Source organism: Phycisphaerae bacterium, assembly GCA_018003015.1.
Classification (GTDB): Bacteria; Planctomycetota; Phycisphaerae; order UBA1845; family PWPN01; genus JAGNEZ01.
The window spans coordinates 35061-52457 of record JAGNEZ010000048.1 but is presented as its reverse complement, the minus strand read 5'-3'; the positions used below and the strand labels follow the sequence as shown (position 1 = coordinate 52457).

Annotated in this window: 10 protein-coding genes; 4 read left to right on the top strand and 6 right to left on the bottom strand. The window is 63.4% G+C overall.

Annotation, left to right across the window (positions count from 1 at the left end; translation table 11 throughout):
* Positions 1-1038, top strand: a 1038-nt coding sequence (locus tag KA354_18170; GenBank protein ID MBP7936571.1) for an ABC-F family ATP-binding cassette domain-containing protein, incomplete at its 5' end; no start/stop codon positions are given.
* Between the two features lie 278 nt (positions 1039-1316).
* Here KA354_18170 and KA354_18165 read toward each other — a convergent pair.
* Positions 1317-1523 carry a hypothetical protein gene (locus KA354_18165; GenBank protein MBP7936570.1) on the bottom strand — a complete coding sequence of 69 codons (207 nt, stop codon included), beginning with the start codon at positions 1521-1523 and terminating at the stop codon, positions 1317-1319.
* A 667-nt stretch (positions 1524-2190) separates the two neighbouring features.
* Here KA354_18165 and KA354_18160 point away from each other — a divergent pair.
* Entirely contained in the window at positions 2191-6012 is a 3822-nt protein-coding gene (locus KA354_18160) for an indolepyruvate ferredoxin oxidoreductase (protein MBP7936569.1), read from the top strand.
* Positions 6013-6990: 978 nt separating this feature from the next.
* Positions 6991-8538, top strand: coding sequence for a ribonuclease Y (gene rny, locus KA354_18155; protein MBP7936568.1), 1548 nt, complete (start codon positions 6991-6993; stop codon positions 8536-8538).
* A 199-nt stretch (positions 8539-8737) separates the two neighbouring features.
* On the opposite strand, the gene KA354_18150 is transcribed toward rny, so the two are convergent.
* Entirely contained in the window at positions 8738-9067 is a 330-nt protein-coding gene (locus KA354_18150) for an HU family DNA-binding protein (GenBank protein MBP7936567.1), read from the bottom strand.
* A 211-nt stretch (positions 9068-9278) separates the two neighbouring features.
* A complete protein-coding gene (locus KA354_18145; protein ID MBP7936566.1) occupies positions 9279-10112 on the bottom strand; it encodes an NAD(+)/NADH kinase in 834 nt (277 codons plus the stop codon).
* A gap of 438 nt (positions 10113-10550) precedes the next feature.
* Between KA354_18145 and KA354_18140 the strand changes: the two genes are divergently transcribed.
* Positions 10551-12641, top strand: a complete 2091-nt coding sequence (locus KA354_18140) for an elongation factor G (GenBank protein ID MBP7936565.1) — start codon at positions 10551-10553, stop codon at positions 12639-12641.
* Between the two features lie 202 nt (positions 12642-12843).
* Here the strand turns inward: KA354_18140 and KA354_18135 are convergent, their stop codons facing one another.
* From KA354_18135 to KA354_18125, 3 genes are all read right to left on the bottom strand, one after another.
* Positions 12844-13092: a hypothetical protein gene (locus tag KA354_18135; protein MBP7936564.1), complete on the bottom strand. Its 249-nt coding sequence runs from the start codon at positions 13090-13092 to the stop codon at positions 12844-12846.
* 207 nt (positions 13093-13299) lie between these two features.
* A complete protein-coding gene (locus KA354_18130) occupies positions 13300-15189 on the bottom strand; it encodes a GNAT family N-acetyltransferase (GenBank protein ID MBP7936563.1) in 1890 nt (629 codons plus the stop codon).
* Positions 15190-15192: 3 nt separating this feature from the next.
* Positions 15193-17352, bottom strand: coding sequence for an acetate--CoA ligase family protein (locus KA354_18125; protein MBP7936562.1), 2160 nt, complete (start codon positions 17350-17352; stop codon positions 15193-15195).
* Between the last annotated feature and the right edge of the window lie 45 nt (positions 17353-17397).

Genomic DNA, 17397 nt, shown 5'->3' with positions numbered 1-17397 from the left:
GAGCGTATGGAGCGGGAGGGTACGGTCCTAGCCCGGCGGGTGGCGTCCCATCGCAGGCTGGCGATTCAGTTCACCCCCACCCAGCGGGCCGGGGACATGGTGCTGCGCTGCGAGGGCGTACGCAAGGCCTACGGCGACGTGGTCCTGTTCGATGACTTCAACCTCGAGATCTACCGCGGCGAGAAGATCGGCATCGTGGGACCCAATGGCGTCGGCAAGACCACCTTGCTGCGCATGGCCATGCACAAGACCGAACCGGACGCGGGGACAGTGCGGCTCTTCGAGAACCTGCAGGTGGGTTACTACGACCAGGAGCACGAGGACCTTCGGCCGGAACTCACCGTGATGGAGGAGATTGAACCCAAGGCCTCGCAGAGCCAGCAGGCTCAGATCCGCTCGTTCCTGGCCCGGTTTCTGTTCCAGGGCGACGACGTGTTCAAGCGGGTGGGTGCGCTCTCCGGCGGCGAGCAGAGCCGGGTCATGCTCGCTCGGCTCATGTACAGCAATCCCCAGGTGCTGATCCTCGACGAGCCGACCAACCATCTGGATATTCCGGCCAAGGAAGTGTTGGAGGACGCCCTGATTTCATATCCGGGTGCGGTACTGCTGGTGAGCCACGACCGGTACTTCCTCGATCGCGTGGTCAACAAGCTGCTGGTCCTGCCCGAGCGGGCCAAGTACGAGACCATGACCGGCAACTGGAGCACCTACGCCAATCGACAGGCGGAGCAGGAAGCCCGCCGGCGAGCGGAACTGGACGAGGCCCGCAAGCAGGCCCGGCGTACAACCAAGACTCGCACCAAGCGACTGCCGTCCGGCGAGGTCGTCGAGGACGATTCGCCGTACGCCTCGTGGTCCATCGATCGCATCGAAGAGGAGATCATCGAAAAGGAGACGGCCTTAAGCGAGCTCGAGCAGCAGTTCGCCGACCCGGCCATCTACCGTGACGCAGAGCGGGCCCGTGCGTTGAGGGCGGAGTCGGACCGGCTGAGGGCAGAACTGGCTGTGCTCAACGCGGCGTGGGAGAGCCGGGGCTGATCTGGTACCAGAGCGCCTGCGCTACATCACTCTGTACCCAACAAGGAGAGACAGCGTGGTTTCTGCCCGCCCCTCATACCAGCTCGTGGACCAACGGTTCGAGAGGTCGCTCGTACGTGTCGATCGCACTGCGATCATGTCCGAGCACGGCCAGATCGCGGCGAAGCCGGCCGGAGCGGAGCACAAAACGAGCGGCGGAAAGGTAGGCGATGCCGATCCTCTCCGCCGCGCCCTCCTCCTCTTCCCGTCAGCGGACCTCATTGGGCCCTGCTTGTCTCCTACCCCTCCTCGAACACGTCGACACCGATGAACCGCGCCAGCCGTCGTGTGTCCGCCAGGTGATTGCCGTAGAAGATCACCCGGTGCAAACCATGGGACCAACCCTCGAACATCTTGCGGGCATCGCGGACCTTGACCGTGATCTTGGTGCGGCAGCCCCGGTCCACATCGGGGACGTCCACGATCTTGCCGGTTGACACCAGCATGGTGCCCACCCCATAGCACTTGGCGGGTGAGGCCGCCCAGCGTGTCGGCGTCCCTGACCAGAGCGTTGCTCAGGAACTCGACGTCCTCGAGGCCCGGCACCTGATCGATTCCGGCCTGGAGCCGTTTGGCCTCTGCCTGCAAGTCCGGGTCAGGCTTCGGCCAGGCCGGGTTCACCCCGATGAACACCCGCAAGACGCACGTCTTGGTGAAGCCGCCCCGAGGGCCAACCGCGGGCCCCGCCCCGCCAGTCTCGCTCTCAGCTTTGGCGAGTGTCGTGGCGGCCAGAACTCCCGCCGATGCGGTACCGAGAACCGTGCGCCGCGTCCATCTGCCGTGCATCGCGTGCTCCTTTCACGTGACAGGCCGCCGATGGCCCGCAGCGTGGAGATACCCGAGCGCCCTCGGCCGCGCCATCGACAGGTGGTGCACCACCAGCAAGCTGGTTTCACGGCCAGGTCGTCCACCTGCTGATCCGCCTGCCTGACGATACCCGGAACCGCATGCCCGGGATCGAGCCAATCCGCGCCACTCCGCCCGCGGTCGCATTTCCGCGGGTCCCCGCAGAGCACGACCGTTCAGTGAGGCTTTGTCTCCCCCGGACAGAGCCGCTATACTCGTGGATCAGTCCGGGAGGCGGACCGGACCGGCGACCTGCAGTGACCAGCGATGAGCAAGACGGCACAATCCAAGTTCCTGCGTGAGTCCGGCGTCGATGTCTTCAACGGCAACGAGTTGCTGGTCAAAGGCGCCCTCGAGACCGAGGGCGGCGTGCACCTGCTGACCGGCTACCCCGGTTCGCCGGTGGCCACGTTCTTCGACGTGCTTGCCGATCTGGCCGACCTGCTCAAGGAACGGGGCATCGAGGGCCGGATTGCCAACAACGAAGCCCTCTCGGTGGCCGCGGTCAATGGCTCCCAGATGGGACCGCTCCGGTCCCTGGCCGCATTCAAGAGCGTGGGGCTCCACGTGGCCAGCGACGCGCTGGCCCTCGGCAATCTGGCCGGCCCACACGCCGACGGCGGGGCGGTCATCGTCGCCGGCGACGACCCCTGGAACGAGAGCACCCAGGTCCCAGCCGATTCACGCTTCCTCTTCCGGCACCACCAGGTACCCGTCATCGAGCCGAGCACCCCGCAGGAGATCAAGGACTACGTCGGTGCGGGTTTCTCTCTCTCCCGGGCCTCAGGACTCTACACGGGCTATGTGCTGACCACGCCGCTGGCCGACGGTGGCGGATCGGTGATCTGCTGCCCCAACCACTACCCGCTGACCAACGCCAATCACCGGTTCGATCTGCAGACCGACACGCTGGATCTCGAGAGCCGCGTGCTCCTGCCTCCGCGGACCGGTCGCCGCGAGCTGGACCTCCCCCAGCGTCTCGACAGACTGCTCCGCGAAGTCGAACGGCTCGGCCTCAACCGCCTCGACGACGTACCCGGCCAGAACGAGGTTGCCATCGTCACCAGCGGCATGGCGTGGCAATATGTTCGCCAGTCACTGAGTGATCTCGGGCTTCTGCACAGCGTGCCGGTGCTGAAACTGGCAGTGAGCTACCCGCTCAACCCGCGGCAGATCGAGCCGCTCCTGGCCCGATTCAAGCACCTGGTCATCATCGAGGAACGCCGGTCGTTCATCGAGGAGCAGATGGCAGGACTCGCGATTCATTACGCGCAAGCCGGCGGCCGCCGCATCGCACAACTGTGGGGCAAACAATTCCCTCAGGAGGCGAGCGGATTTCCGTCGGTCCAGGGCCTGAACGTCTCGATCGTGACCGATCGCCTCGGGCGCTTCCTGCGGTCCATCCAGTCACCGCTGGCCCGCAAGGCGGCCAAGGCCATCGACTCCGAGCTGCGGGTCATTGCCGAAACCGCTAAGTTCGATGCGAGCATCTCGGCACGCACTCCAACATTCTGCCCGGGCTGCCCGCACCGCGATTCGTCCGGACTTTTACTGAAGATCAAGAGGCGATTCGCAGACGAGGGTTACATGCGTCGCCGGCACGGCCGCGGGGCCGTCGACCTGGTCTTTCACGGCGACACGGGCTGCTACACAATGCTCATGTTCGAGCCCAATTCCCAGCTCATGCACAACTACTCCGGCATGGGTCTGGGCGGCGGCACCGGCAGCGGCATCGATCCGTTCATCAATAACAAGCAGGTCGTGTTCATGGGCGACTCGACCTTCTTCCACTCCGGCCTCACCGCGATCAGCAACTCGATAGCCGCCTGCCAGGACATCACCTACATCATCCTGGCCAACGGGACGACGGCCATGACCGGCCACCAGCCGCTGCCTTCCGTACCAAACGACCTGCTCAATCGCCCCATTCCCACCCAGGAAATCGAGCAGATGGTCCGGGCCATCACCGGCGGGCAGTGTCCAGTCATCCGGACAGATCCGGACAATCACAAGGAATACAACCGCACCCTCGAGCAGACCATCCTGGCCGACGGGGTCAAGATCATCATCGCCGACAAGGAGTGCGGCATCACCTTCAACCGTCGGCGGCTCAGGGCCCAGCGCAACGAGCAGCGGAAGTTCGGCTTTGTCTGCCGCCAGGTGCACATGAACGTCACCCCGGAGGTCTGCGACTACTGCCTGGAGTGCACGAACAACACCGGTTGCCCGGGCCTGACCGTGGTGCCCACCGACTACGGCCCCAAGGTGCAGACCGACCTGTCCTGGTGCGTCAACGACGGGGCGTGTGCCAAAGTCGAGGCTTGCCCCTCGTTCGAGGAAGTCATCATCACCCGCCGGCGCCGGCCCACGCCCCGGGGACACAAGATCGCCCTCGAGGACATCCCCGAGGTCCCCGTCCAATTCAAAGGCGACACATGGCGAGTCTGGCTGGCCGGAGTCGGCGGCATGGGGATCGGCACGGCGGGCAGCATTCTGGTCCTGGCCGGTCAGCAGGAAGGCTACCACGTCCAGTTCAGCGACAAGAAGGGTCTGGCGATCCGGAATGGGGCGGTCTACTCGCAGATTGTGTATACCCGAGCAGCCAACAGCCAGCAGTCAGCGGTCAGCAGCGATGCCCCCTCGGCACCAGGGGGTCGTGAGCCGGGCACGCCGGCCAACGAACCGGTGGCGTCCATGGTCGTTGGGTACGGGAAGGCTGACCTGCTCATCGGCATGGACCCGCTGGAGGCGGTGCGGGCGATCGATGCCGGGCAGAAGTTCCGCGTGGCCAGCCCGAAGCGGACGGCCGTGGTTGTCAACACCGATGCCAGCCCCACGATTCGAACGCTCATGGGCCGGGACGAAATCAACGTCGAGTACCTCGAGCTGTGCCTGCGGAAGGCCACCCGACCGGACGGCTACTTCGCGGCCCGCGTGTCGCTGCTGTGTGAACGCATCTTCGGCACCAAGCTGTACATGAACATCACCATGCTGGGAATCGCCTGGCAGCGCGGGCTCATTCCCGTCTCGCTGGATGCCCTGAAGGAGGGAATCCGCGGTACTATCCGGGCGGATTTCAAGAAGAACCTGCGGGCCTTCGACGTAGGGCGAAAACTCGTCTGCCGACCGGATCTGTTCGCCGATCTCTTCGCCGACAGCCGAGGAGACCTGCTGGCTGCGGCCGACGGTGAGTCGAGCGGGCTCGGCGAATCGCGAAGCACGCGGTCCCGTTCGCTGGCCAGAACGGTGCGCGCCAAGGCCGCCTACCTCAACATGCGTCTGCTCGGCAGCCGGAAGGCCCTCCGGGCAGACCGCAAGACCACTCGCGGCGGTCGGAGACTTCCTCGCTCCGAGCGGCCGGGACCGACGGGGAGCCGGCGGCTTCCCGACACCAAGCTCGCTCGGGCCTACAAGCACATGACCTACACCACGCTGCGGGCCTGCCGGGAACTCGATCGAGAAACGATGCGCGACATCGCCATCCGCATCTATGACCTTATTCACTGGGGCGGCCTGAGCTACGCGAGGCGCTATGTAGACCGTGTTCGCCGCACCTTCCTGGCGGATGACGAGCGGCACGGTTTCGCGGCTACCCGGGCGGTGATCTGGAACCTGGCCAAGCTGATGCTGATCAAGGACGAGTTCTTCGTCGCCCACCTCCTGACCAGTTACGAGAAACGCCGCCGAGACCGGCAACGCTACAACGTCAACCCCGCCAACGGCGACAAGATGCGGTATCGACGCACGTTCCACCCGCGGTTCTTCGGCAAGCAGATCGACATCGTGGTACCGCACTGGACACTGTATGTCCTTCGCAACATGCGTTTCCTGCGGCGGATCATTCCCTACTGGCGGCACCGTGAGCAAGCCTTCTTAGCGTGGTATGAACAGCGGGTCGATGCTTTCACCTGGACGACTGAAACGGAGTACGCCGCCTACCTTGAGGCCCTCCGGTGCGTCGAATCGGTCACCGGCTACGCCGAAATCCGCTGGCCAAAGATGGCCTCCGCCCAATCCAAGGCCGAGCGACTCCTCGCCGGCTGCCAGCGGGGCCGGCTGCCCTCCGCGGCTCGCCGTGACGATCAGTGACCCAGGCGACCAGGGAAGATCATCGCCAGCCGACGGCGTGTCCCGACGCGGAAGACGGTCCGTCCGGGGCCGTCTGCCCCAGAGGGAATGCACCCTTCCGACAGGAATCGGGCCGTCTCACCAAGACGAACGAGGCAGGGCAGGAAGGCATACGCCGAAGGTGAACTTATTGTGCTTAGGCTGGACGCTTTCTCTCTTGACGTCCCGGATTCCTGACTTATAATGAACGACGCGTGAATAGTGCGCACGGGTTGCGCAATCACCTATTCTCCAAGAGGTTGTGGCCCGCTTTTCGCGAGACCGAGGGAGGCCGCGGGCGGTGGCCGTAACCTATGGGGATCGAGGTCGGTGATAGAGAAGGCTCCACCGACCGGACATGAGGAGCGTTTGTTAAGCTGAGTGCGTCTTCTCGGATGCCTGAGGGCTCAGGTATTCGTCGGGCGATGGCCGTGGATGACACGGGCGATGCCCGGAGGTGTACGAAGGCGCCATCGTCGTGTGTCCGCCAGTCGCGGCGGTTCGAGGGTACAGGCAAGCGTCAGGGCGAAGGTCGCCGGAGAGTGCCAAGAGTGCGACTTCTTCGCCCGTGTCATGACCGGAGTGAGGATGAAGCAACAGGGGTAACGCGTGACCGTTCTCATGCCTAGCACCCGAGTGTGGTTCGTGCGGTATCCCGAACGGATGACTCTGACGTGAGCCTGCTCATCCCGTTGTATCGGCGGGAGTTACGATCTGCCTCCGACAGGTGGTCCACCTGAAATCGTGGCGCCGCCCGGCCTTCGGTCGTGCGCGAAGTCCACGCGGTTCCCTCCTTGCGTCTTCCCGATCCCCCACTGGATAGCATCGCTGCCTTGCGGTTCAACCGAGTCCGGGGCGCCGGCATGAGTTCGCCGGATGCTGACTCGCGGGGCGGGTGATGATCATATAAGGAAGAAGGTGGTAATCATGGGAGTGCCCATCGCGATGGACAACTCCGCGATGATCGCCCTCTGGATCCTCGACTTTGTGGCGGGCGTGGTCATCGGCTGGGGCCTGTTGACCGTGTTGAGCAAACGCCGCCGCGTGGCCGCCCTCGAGGAAGCGGAGCGCATCGTCAACGAGGCGCAGAAGCAAGCCGAAGTCATCGTTGAGAAAGCCCAGGTTAACGCTGAGAGACACTTCATCCAGAAACAGGAGGAGTTCGAAAAACAAAGCGCCAAGGACCGGGACGAAATCAAGGAACTCGAACGCAAGCTCGAGAAACGCGCGGACAATCTCGACAAGAAGCTGGATACCCTGAGTACCAAGGAACGGGCCCTGGAGCAGGGCGAGCAGCGGGTCAAGGATCGTGAAACGAGCCTGACTCAGAGAGAGGAGGAGGTCGGCCGGGTTCTTAAGCAGCAGCGCGAGCAGCTGCAGCGGATCAGCGGCATGTCCATCGAAGAGGCCAAGCAGCTCCTGTTCAACCGCTTGAAGGACGAGGTCGAACATGATGCGGCCGAGATGGTCCAGAAAACGGTCAATCTGGCCAAAGAGGAAGCCCAGGCCAAGTCCCGTGAGATCGTCGTCACCGCCATTCAGCGATACGCCACCGAACACACCAGCGCTGCCACGGTCAGTACGGTCGACATCCCCTCGGACGACATGAAAGGGCGCGTGATCGGCCGCGAAGGCCGCAATATCCGGGCGTTCGAGAAGGCCACGGGCGTGGACGTGATCGTCGACGATACCCCCGGCGTGGTCGTAGTCAGCGCTTTCGATCCGGTGCGGCGGGAAATCGCCCGTCTGTCGCTGGAGCACTTGATCCAGGACGGCCGCATTCACCCCACCCGAATCGAGGAAATCGTGCAGGAAACCAGCGAACAGGTCGCCCGCGAGATCACCGAGCGGGGCAAGAAAGCCGCGGTCGAGGCCAATGTCGGCGGCCTGAACCGCAAGCAGATCGACCTGCTCGGCCGCCTGAGCTATCGCACCAGTTACGGGCAGAACGTCCTGCAGCACTGCATGGAGGTCGCTTTCCTGTGCCAGATCATGGCCGACGAACTCGGCCTGGACGGCACCCTTGCCCGGCGATGCGGATTGCTGCACGACATCGGCAAGGCGGTGGATCATGAGGTCGAGGGCGGCCACCCCCAGATCGGGGCAGACATCTGCCGACGGTTCAACGAACGGCCGGAGGTGATCAACGCCATCGCGGGGCACCACGGCGACATTGAGGCAACCAGCGTCTACACGCCGCTGGTCGCCGCCGCGGACGCGGTGAGCGCTTCGCGGCCAGGAAGCCGCCGCGAATCGCTGGAACGTTACATCAAGCGGCTGGAGCAGCTTGAGCAAATCGCCGGCCGCTACCCCGGCGTCAAGCAGGCGTACGCCGTACAAGCCGGACGCGAGATCCGGGTGATCGTCGACGCCAACCGGGTAACCGACGGCCTGGCGACCAAGACCGCGATCGACATCGCCAAGCAGATCGAGGCGGAAATGACCTACCCGGGCGAAGTGAAGGTCACGGTGATCAGGGAAATGCGGGCAACCGAGTTCGCGCGGTAGAGCAGCGGCCTTTCGTCGTCCGTCCTGGGACCATCGCCGACCGGACGGGCTGTACTCCGGAAACTGTAAGCACAAACGGGGCGTCTCGTTGATCAGGAGACGCCCCGTTTTCATTGGCTTTTCCGACAGCCGACCCGGTCGCCGAATCGCAGGCCGCTCAATCGGCCATGCCACTCCATCGACGCGGCCGGCAGGCGGATCAGCGTTTCCTCTTGGCCGACTTCTTGCCGGCCTTCTTGGGCGCGCCACCGCCCAGGATCGCGTCCTTGGCGGCCTTGGCCACGCGGAACTTCACGACCTTCTTGGCCGCAATCTTGATGGTCTCGCCGGTGGCGGGGTTGCGGCCCATGCGGGCCTTCCGCTGGACGAGCACCAGCTTGCCGAGCCCCGGCAGCGTGAAGCTGTTCTTGGCCTCATCGTAGGCCAGAGCGGCCAGCTCTTGCAGGAACAAGGTGGCCTGCTTCTTGGGAACACACACTCGTTCCGCGAGTGCCGCCGCGACGGCGGATTTTGACATTGCCTTAGCCATGGCTACCTCCTTGTAACATAAGGCGAGCCTTACACGGGCTCGTGCGCACCGGGAATATAAACACTCACCTAGGCAACGTCCAGTAAAAAACGCGGCAAAATCAACGAATTTCGTCAGAATCACGCCGGAAAGGGGTGAAAACCGGAGGAAACAGCCTTGTTGAGGACCACGATGGGCAAATTCTCTCGGAAATCCGGCACAAAAACGCCGGCTACTGTCCCCACTTGAGCTTCCGAGTCAGCGTGTGCCAGCGGTGCTGGGTGGGATGGCAGACCAATTGAAACGCCACGTCCGCCCGATGAACAACGAGCCGGTCGCCAATCCCCAGCGGGAACATGGCTTGCCCATCGATGACCACGGTCGTACCGGCGTTGGCCTGGCGGGCGAGCACCTCGATGCTCGATTCACCCGACATGACCAGCGGACGATGGGTCAGGGAATGCGGGGCAATCGGAGTCATGATCAGGGCCTGCACGCCCGAATGCACGATCGGTCCGCCGACGGACATGTTGTGTGCGGTGGATCCGCAGGGGGTGGCAAGGATGAGACCGTCGCCGCTGACATCGGTCAGAAAGTGGCCGTCAATCGCAATCGACAGCTCGATCATCCGGAACGGTGGCCCGGTATTGACGACGCAGTCATTCACCGCTAGGGATCGGACTGAGGAGCCATCCGGGCGAGTGATCGTCACCTCGATCATCATGCGGGAACTGACAATCGCAGGGTCGTTCAGGACAGCATCCAGGTACGCAGCGACATCGTCGAGGCTGAACTCAGCCAGGAAGCCGAGTTTGCCAAAATTGACACCGACGAGCGGGATTCCCAGATGAGCGGTCGAGCGAGCGACGGAGAGCAGGCTGCCGTCGCCGCCGAGGACGAGGATCCGGCCGGGATTCCGGTTCACGCAGGCCAGCACATCGGTGATTGGACCGGTGGCCAGCACGGTCGCCTTGGGGCGAAGGGTCTCAACCAGGGACGCCGTGGTCGCCTTGGCATCGGGTTTGGCCGGGTTGTAGAGGACGACGACGCTGGGACGATCGTGCATGGCCCGACTCCCGCCGGCTGGTGCCGGTTCTTTGCGGTTGCGGGCATGATAAACGGGTGGCCCTTGAAAGGCAAAGGGCTTCGTGGTAGTATTAAGAATCTGTGCTCGGTTGACCCCGATCAGTGCCGAAGCCTGAGACAGGGTAGCGGCCGGCCGTTTATCGGCCCGCCCCTCCGCACCCGGGGCCACGAGCTCGTCATGGAGAAGTACCGCCATGCGGCTGGATTTGAAGGTGTTTCCACCCCTCCGGCTGTTCTGCTAATCGCCCGCCACCGGCATCGGCGGTCGATTCCCAGGACCGCCGAGGTGGGTTTCCACGAAATGAACCGGTTGAGTTGAGTATTCTGCAAAGCCGTCTTGTCCGGCGTGTCGTGGTCGAGTGTGATCCGCATCGAGCGTCGGAAGGACACACGAAGTGAAAAGGTGAAGCGAGCTGTCATGTCGAACCTGCGTCATCTGAGAAATATCGGAATCTCGGCCCACATCGACTCGGGCAAGACCACCTTGACCGAGCGAATGCTGTACTACACGGGTCGCATTCACCGCATGGGCGACGTCAAGGACGACGAGCGCGGCGCCACCATGGACCACATGGAGCTCGAGAGAGAGCGTGGCATCACCATCACGTCGGCCGCGACCACGGTCCGCTGGCGGAACAAGACCATCAACATCATCGACACGCCGGGTCACGTCGATTTTACCATCGAGGTCGAGCGTTCGCTGCGCGTTCTGGACGGCGCCGTCCTGGTGCTGTGCGCCGTCGGCGGCGTGCAGTCGCAGTCGCTCACCGTCGATCGGCAGATGAAGCGTTACAGCGTGCCCCGCATCGCGTTCATCAACAAGTGCGACCGGGTGGGCGCCGATCCCGCGCGCGTGGTCAACGAGATCGAGACCAAGCTGGGACACACCGGCGTACCCCTGCAGATCCCCATCGGACTGGAAGGACACCACCAAGGGGTGGTGGACCTGATCGCGATGAAAGCCCTCTACTTCGAGGGAGAAAACGGCGAGCACATTCGCATGGAGGAGATCCCCGCGGAGCTCCGCGAGGCGGCGGACCGGGCCCGCCACGGAATGCTCGACACGCTCTCACTCTACAGCGACGAACTCATGGAGTTCATGCTCGAGGAGAAACCCATCGACGAGGAGCTGATCCACCGGATCGTCCGCGAGCAGACCATTGCCCGGGAGATCACACCGGTGCTGATGGGCTCGGCCTTCAAGAACCGGGGAGTGCAGCCCCTCCTGGATGCCGTCACCCGCTATCTGCCCAGCCCGCTGGATCGGGTGATCTACGCCCGCGACAACCGGAACCAGGGGGCGGAGATGACGTTGAGCGCCGATCCGGACGGCTCGGCCGTCGCGATGGCGTTCAAGATCGTCGAGGAGTCGTTCGGGCAGCTGACCTTCACCCGCGTGTACCAGGGCCGAATTGTCCGCGGGGGAACGTACTACAACAGCCGGGCGGGCAAGAAACAGCGCGTCGGGCGCATCTTGCGGATGCACGCCAACGAGCGCGAGGACATCGACGTGGCCGAGGCCGGCGACATCGTCGCCCTGATCGGCGTGGAATGCAGTTCGGGCGACACCATCTGCGACACGGCGCACAACTACTCGCTGGAGAGCATCCATGTGGCCGAGCCGGTCATCTCCCTGTCCATCAAGCCCGCCCAGAGCACCGATCGTGACAAGCTGAGCAAGACACTACACCGGTTCTGCCGCGAGGACCCGACGTTCCACACCCATACCGACGAGAAGACCGGCGAGACTATCATCTCCGGCATGGGCGAGCTGCACCTGGACATCTACATTGAACGGCTGCGGCGAGAACAGAAGATCAAGATCGAGGTGGGGGCTCCGCAGGTCAGCTACCGCGAGGCCCCGACCCGCGAGACGCCTTTTGACTACAAGCATCGCAAGCAGACCGGCGGGTCCGGTCAGTATGCCCATGTCGTCGGCAAGCTCATTCCGCTCCCGCATGGCGCCGAAGACGACTACGAGTTCGAGAGCACGGTCAAGGGCGGGCGAATCCCGACCGAGTACATTCCGTCCTGCGACAAGGGCTTCCAGAGCGCCCGGGGCAAGGGCCCGCTGGCCGGCTTCGAGATCGTGAAGGTCAAGATCCTGCTCGAGGACGGCACCTACCACTCGGTCGACTCCTCCGACCTGGCGTTCCAGATCTGCGCCCGAGACGCGTTCGTCGAAGCGTTCAAACGGTCGCAGCCCGCCCTGCTCGAGCCGATCGTGAAGGTCGAGGTCGAGGCGCCGCCCGAATACCAGGGCAGCGTAGTCGGCGATCTGTCCAGCCGCCGCGGGATCATCCTGGGCAGCGAGCTGAAGCAGAATGTCACCGTCATCAACGCTGAGGTTCCGCTCGCCAACATGTTCGGCTATGCGACCGATCTGCGGTCGGCCACTCAGGGCAAGGGCACATTCACCATGGAATTCGCCTGCTATCGCCGGACACCGCGCGATGTACAGGAGGAGGTCGTCACCACCCACCGCAAGGCCGAGGCCCAGCGACGGTGAGGCCCGGCCCGGGCGGTTGGGAGCAGCACGGGGCAAGGATCATCGGTATGAAGCGGGTGACGACACCAAGCCCACCCCCCGAAGAGAGCCAGACGCGTAAACGGGCTGCTCCTCGCTTCAACGAGGAACAGCCCGTCCTTTCGTCAATCGCGAAAGCAGTCAGACAAACGCCTCACCCACGAGACGGCGTCTGATCATTGGATCAAAGGCCCCAGCTGTTGAAAAGCGGCGAGGTGTTCGGAATCCTCGGGAAGAACTCGGCGAAGGTCGGAATCAGGGCACCCACAGCTTCCTTCGCCGTGGCGTTGATGGCAGCCAGTCCACCCGACACGATCTGATCCCTGACGGTCGTGAGGGTACAGCCGCCGAACACAAAACTGCCGCCAATGACCATCGCACCTACGACAGCCAGTTTCCTCATCGCCCTACCCACCATGTGCGCTCTTTTCATGAGTCCTATCTCCTCAAGCGACAACCAGAATGTGATCCGTCACACGACCCCACTGACCGCGATGTGAGGCGGTTTCGGGGTTTTAGAAGCTGCCGGGACAGGATCCCCGGGCCCGCACCCACACAGATTACCTGTCCTCCGGGCGGAAATCAAATTCCTCGCCGTTCGTCCGAGACATGCAAGAACACCCGAGGCCACGCCACCGCCCTACTGGGGTTGATGCATCGCCGGCGGCTCCGGTATCTGCATATCGACACCAACCACCCCTTCTTCTGTAGTCGTTTCGACTTTCAGGCCGGAGCGATGGAAGATTTTCAGCATTCCGCTGTTCTCGGCCAGGACCTCAGCATGGAACTTGCGGAGGCCCTGGGCCTGGGCGAGTTCGACCAATCGCTTGAACAAGAACGACCCCAACCCCTTGCGCTGATAGTCGTCGCGAACCACGAAAGCCATCTCTGCCGAGCGTTTGGCGGCGTCGGTCATGTACCGTCCAACACCGATCACTTCCTCGCTGCCCGCCACGCCGGTCACGCCAATCAAAGCCATCTCGGTATCGTAATCGACGTTGCAGAACACCTGTAACTTATTGTGGGGCATCGACTTAAGCGTGTTGTGGTACCGAAGGTATACCGTCTTCTCGCTGAACGAGTAGAACATCTCCTTGATCAGGCGTTCGTCGTCCGGGCGAATCGGCCGAACCATGATCTCCGTACCATCGTTCAGTGTCGTGGTCGCTTCCATCTCCGCGGGATAGGGTCTCGACGTCGGCGGCAAGATCTGATTGGCGTAGACGATTCTCCGTCTCTTGGCGGCAAACAACAACTCGCCCCGGAAGTCGGGGTGGGCGATACCAATCAGGGACATCGCCCGCTCGCGGAGGTTGCGGCCATGCAGGTAGGCCACGCCGTATTCCGTCGCGATGTAGTGAATGTCGCCACGGGTCGTGACCACGCCGGCTCCTTCCTGAAGCGCCGCCACGATACGAGAGCGGACTCCGTCGGCGGTGACGGCGGTACTGGGCATGGCGATGATCGGCTGGCCGTTCCGGGCCATGGCCGCCCCGCGCACGAAATCCGCGTGGCCACCGATGCCGCTGTAGAAACTGTTGCCCAGCGAATCAGCGCAGACCTGGCCGGTGAGATCAATTTCCAGGGCCGAGTTGATGGCCGTCAGATTGTCGTGCTGGGCGATGACGAACGGGTCATTGGTGTAGTCGGAGGGGTGCATCTCGATCATCGGGTTGTTGTCCACGAAGTCGAAAAGCGTCTTCGATCCCGCAGCGAAACTGCCGACGATCTTCCCGGCGTGGAGGGTCTTGTACTTGCCCGTGATGTTGCCGGCCTTGGCCAGTTTCATCACGCCGTCGGAGAACATCTCGGTGTGAATACCCAGATCGTTCCGGTCGGTCAGCAGCGCCAGCACGGCGTCGGGAATTCGGCCGATGCCGAGTTGGAGGGTGGCGCCATCGGAGATCAAGCGGGCGATGTTGGCAGCGATCTTGCGAGTGACCTCATCATCTCCGGCAAGGCCGGGCCACTCCAGCAAAGGCTCGTCGTGTGCCACGAGGTAGTCAATCTGCCGCACGTGGATGAAGCTGTTGCCCAACACCCGCGGCATGTTCGTGTTGACCTGGGCGATCACTACCTCGGCCGACTCGACCGCGGCCTTGGTGATATCCACGGACACCCCAAGGCTGCAGAATCCGTGCTCGTCAGGAGGACTGACCGTGACCAAGGCCACGTCGATGGGCACCCGTCGCGACTTGAACAGATCGGGCACCTGCGACAGGAAGATCGGCGTGTAGTCGGCCCGGGCCTGGTTGACTGAATCGCGCAGACTGGCCCCGATGAAGAACGCGTTCGCTCGAAAGTTGGCGGCATATTGCGGATCGGTATAGGGGGCCACACCGAAGGTCAGGACCTGGATGAGCTCCGTGTCGGCCAGATGGCTGCCGGCGTCGCACAAGGAGTGGACCAAGTGCTGGGGCTCCCCGCAGGCCGAGCCGATGAAGACCCGATCTCCGGGCTTGATCTTGCGCAGGGCGAATGCGGCCTCCACCGTCTTGTCTGCATATCGTTCACGCCAAGGTTGGCTCATCGGTTAGCTCTCCGACAGAATAATCCGGGCATCGGCTACCATGCATCCCTTGCCACGGGGGTAGACGATGAGCGGGTTGATGTCAAGTTCCTTGATCCTGGGATTGTCCGTGACCATTTGCGAGAGCCGCATGAGACAGTCGGCAATGGCCGTCAGATCCGAAGGGGGCTCGCCGCGCACGCCTTCGAGCAGGCGGTAGGAGCGAATATCCTTGATCATCTCCAAAGACACGTTCTCCCGGATCGGCGCGAGGCGGAAGGCCACGTCTCGCAGGGCCTCGGTGTAGATGCCGCCGAGTCCGAACATGAGCAGAGGCCCGAATCGCGGGTCGCGGGTCACTCCCAGAATGATCTCCTTGCCGGGCTGCAGCATCTTCTGAACGAGAACGCCCCAGATCTCGACCTCGCTGCCCAGCTTGCCCCGAACGGACTGAATCATGGCCTCGTAGGTTGCGCGAACCGAGGCTTCGTCGGTCAAATTGAGCTTCACGCCGCCGACATCGGTCTTGTGCAGAATCTTCGGGCCGGAGATCTTCATCACCACGGGGAAACCCATCTCGATCGCGGCGGCCGCGGCCTCGTCCGCCGACTTGGCTAGCTTGTAGGGTACGATTGGGAAGCCATAGTAGGTGAAAGCCTCCAAAGCCCGCACCTCAACCAGCTGGTTGCGTCCAGCGGCCGTCTCCTGCCGGAACAGTTCATCCACCGCGGCCCGGTTGACCTCGAACCGGCGGTAGTCGAGGATCGGGGAACGAATCCACTCGGCAAAACGGGCCTTGGCGGCCATCGATCGCATGGCGTTCTCAGGAAACTGATACGTCGGAACGCCGTGCTCCTTGAGCACCCGAACACCCGGCTCGACGTCGCTTTCACCCATCATGCAAGCCACAATCGGCTTCTCGCAGTAGCTCTCCATCTCGACCACGACCTCGGCGATTTCCTTGGCATTGGTCATCGCCTGAGGAGTGACCAGGACCATGACCTGGTCGACTTCCTCATCGGCCGTGACCGCATCCAGGGCCGCCCGATAGCGGTCATGGCGCGCGTCTCCAATGACATCCACGGGATTCTTGAGACTCCCGGTGGGCGGCATCTGGAACTTGAGCGACTTGATGGTGTATTCCTGGAACTTGGAGAGCTTGAGGCCATACCGAATGCACGCATCCGTGGCCATGATCCCCGGACCGCCTGCGTTGGTGATGATCGCCGTTTTCCGGCCGCGGGGCAAGGTCGGCTCGGCAAAGACCTCGGCATAGTCGAACAGATCCTCGACGCTCTCCACGCGGATCACGCCGGCCTGGGAGAACACCGCGTCGTAGACCTCGTCCGAGCCGGCCAGTGAGCCAGTGTGGGACGCCGCGGCGGCGGCGCCTTCCTGGGTGCGGCCAGTCTTGATCGCCAGGATCGGCTTCGGATTGCGCCCGTGGGTGATCGAATGGGCCACGTCAACGAAGGCCTGGCCGCTGGACAGATCCTCGACATACATCAGGATGACCTTGGTCGCCGGGTCGCCGGCCAGAGACTGGAGCAGGTCGATCTCGTTGATGTCGGCCTTGTTGCCGAAGCTGACAAACCGGGAGAAGCCAATCCCTCGCCCCTTGGCGTAGTCCAGGAGGGCGGCGGCCAAGGCACCGCTCTGGCTGATCAGGCCCATGCACCCGGCCTTGGGCAGGGCACCACCGAAGGCCGCGTTCATGCTCACTCCCGGCGCAGTGTTGATCAAGCCCAGGCAGTTGGGGCCCAGGATCGACAGCCCGCGTTCCTTGGCCAGAGCCTTCAGCCGATTCTCCCGCTCCACGCCCTCGCCGCCCACTTCCTTGAAGCCCGCGGATATCACGATGAAGTGCTTGGTTCCGTGGTCGGCACACTCGCTCAACACGGCTTCGACCGAGTTGGAGGGCACGATGACCACCGCTAAATCCACCTGGTCGTCGATGGCCGAAGCCGCGGGCACACACCGGATGCCCATGAGGCTCTTCGACTTGGGGTTCACCGGGTAGATCACCCCACCGAAGGAACCGATCACCAGGTTCTTGAGAATCTCGCTCCCGGCGGTTCCCAGACGACGAGACGCGCCGATCACCGCGATGGACTGCGGGGCGAACAGCGGCTCCAGATCACGCACCGTCCGTCCGGTCTCGGCCGGGCCGGCGGCCTGGTTCATCTCCGGCTTGCTGGAATTGGACTTTGCACTACGAGCCATGAGATC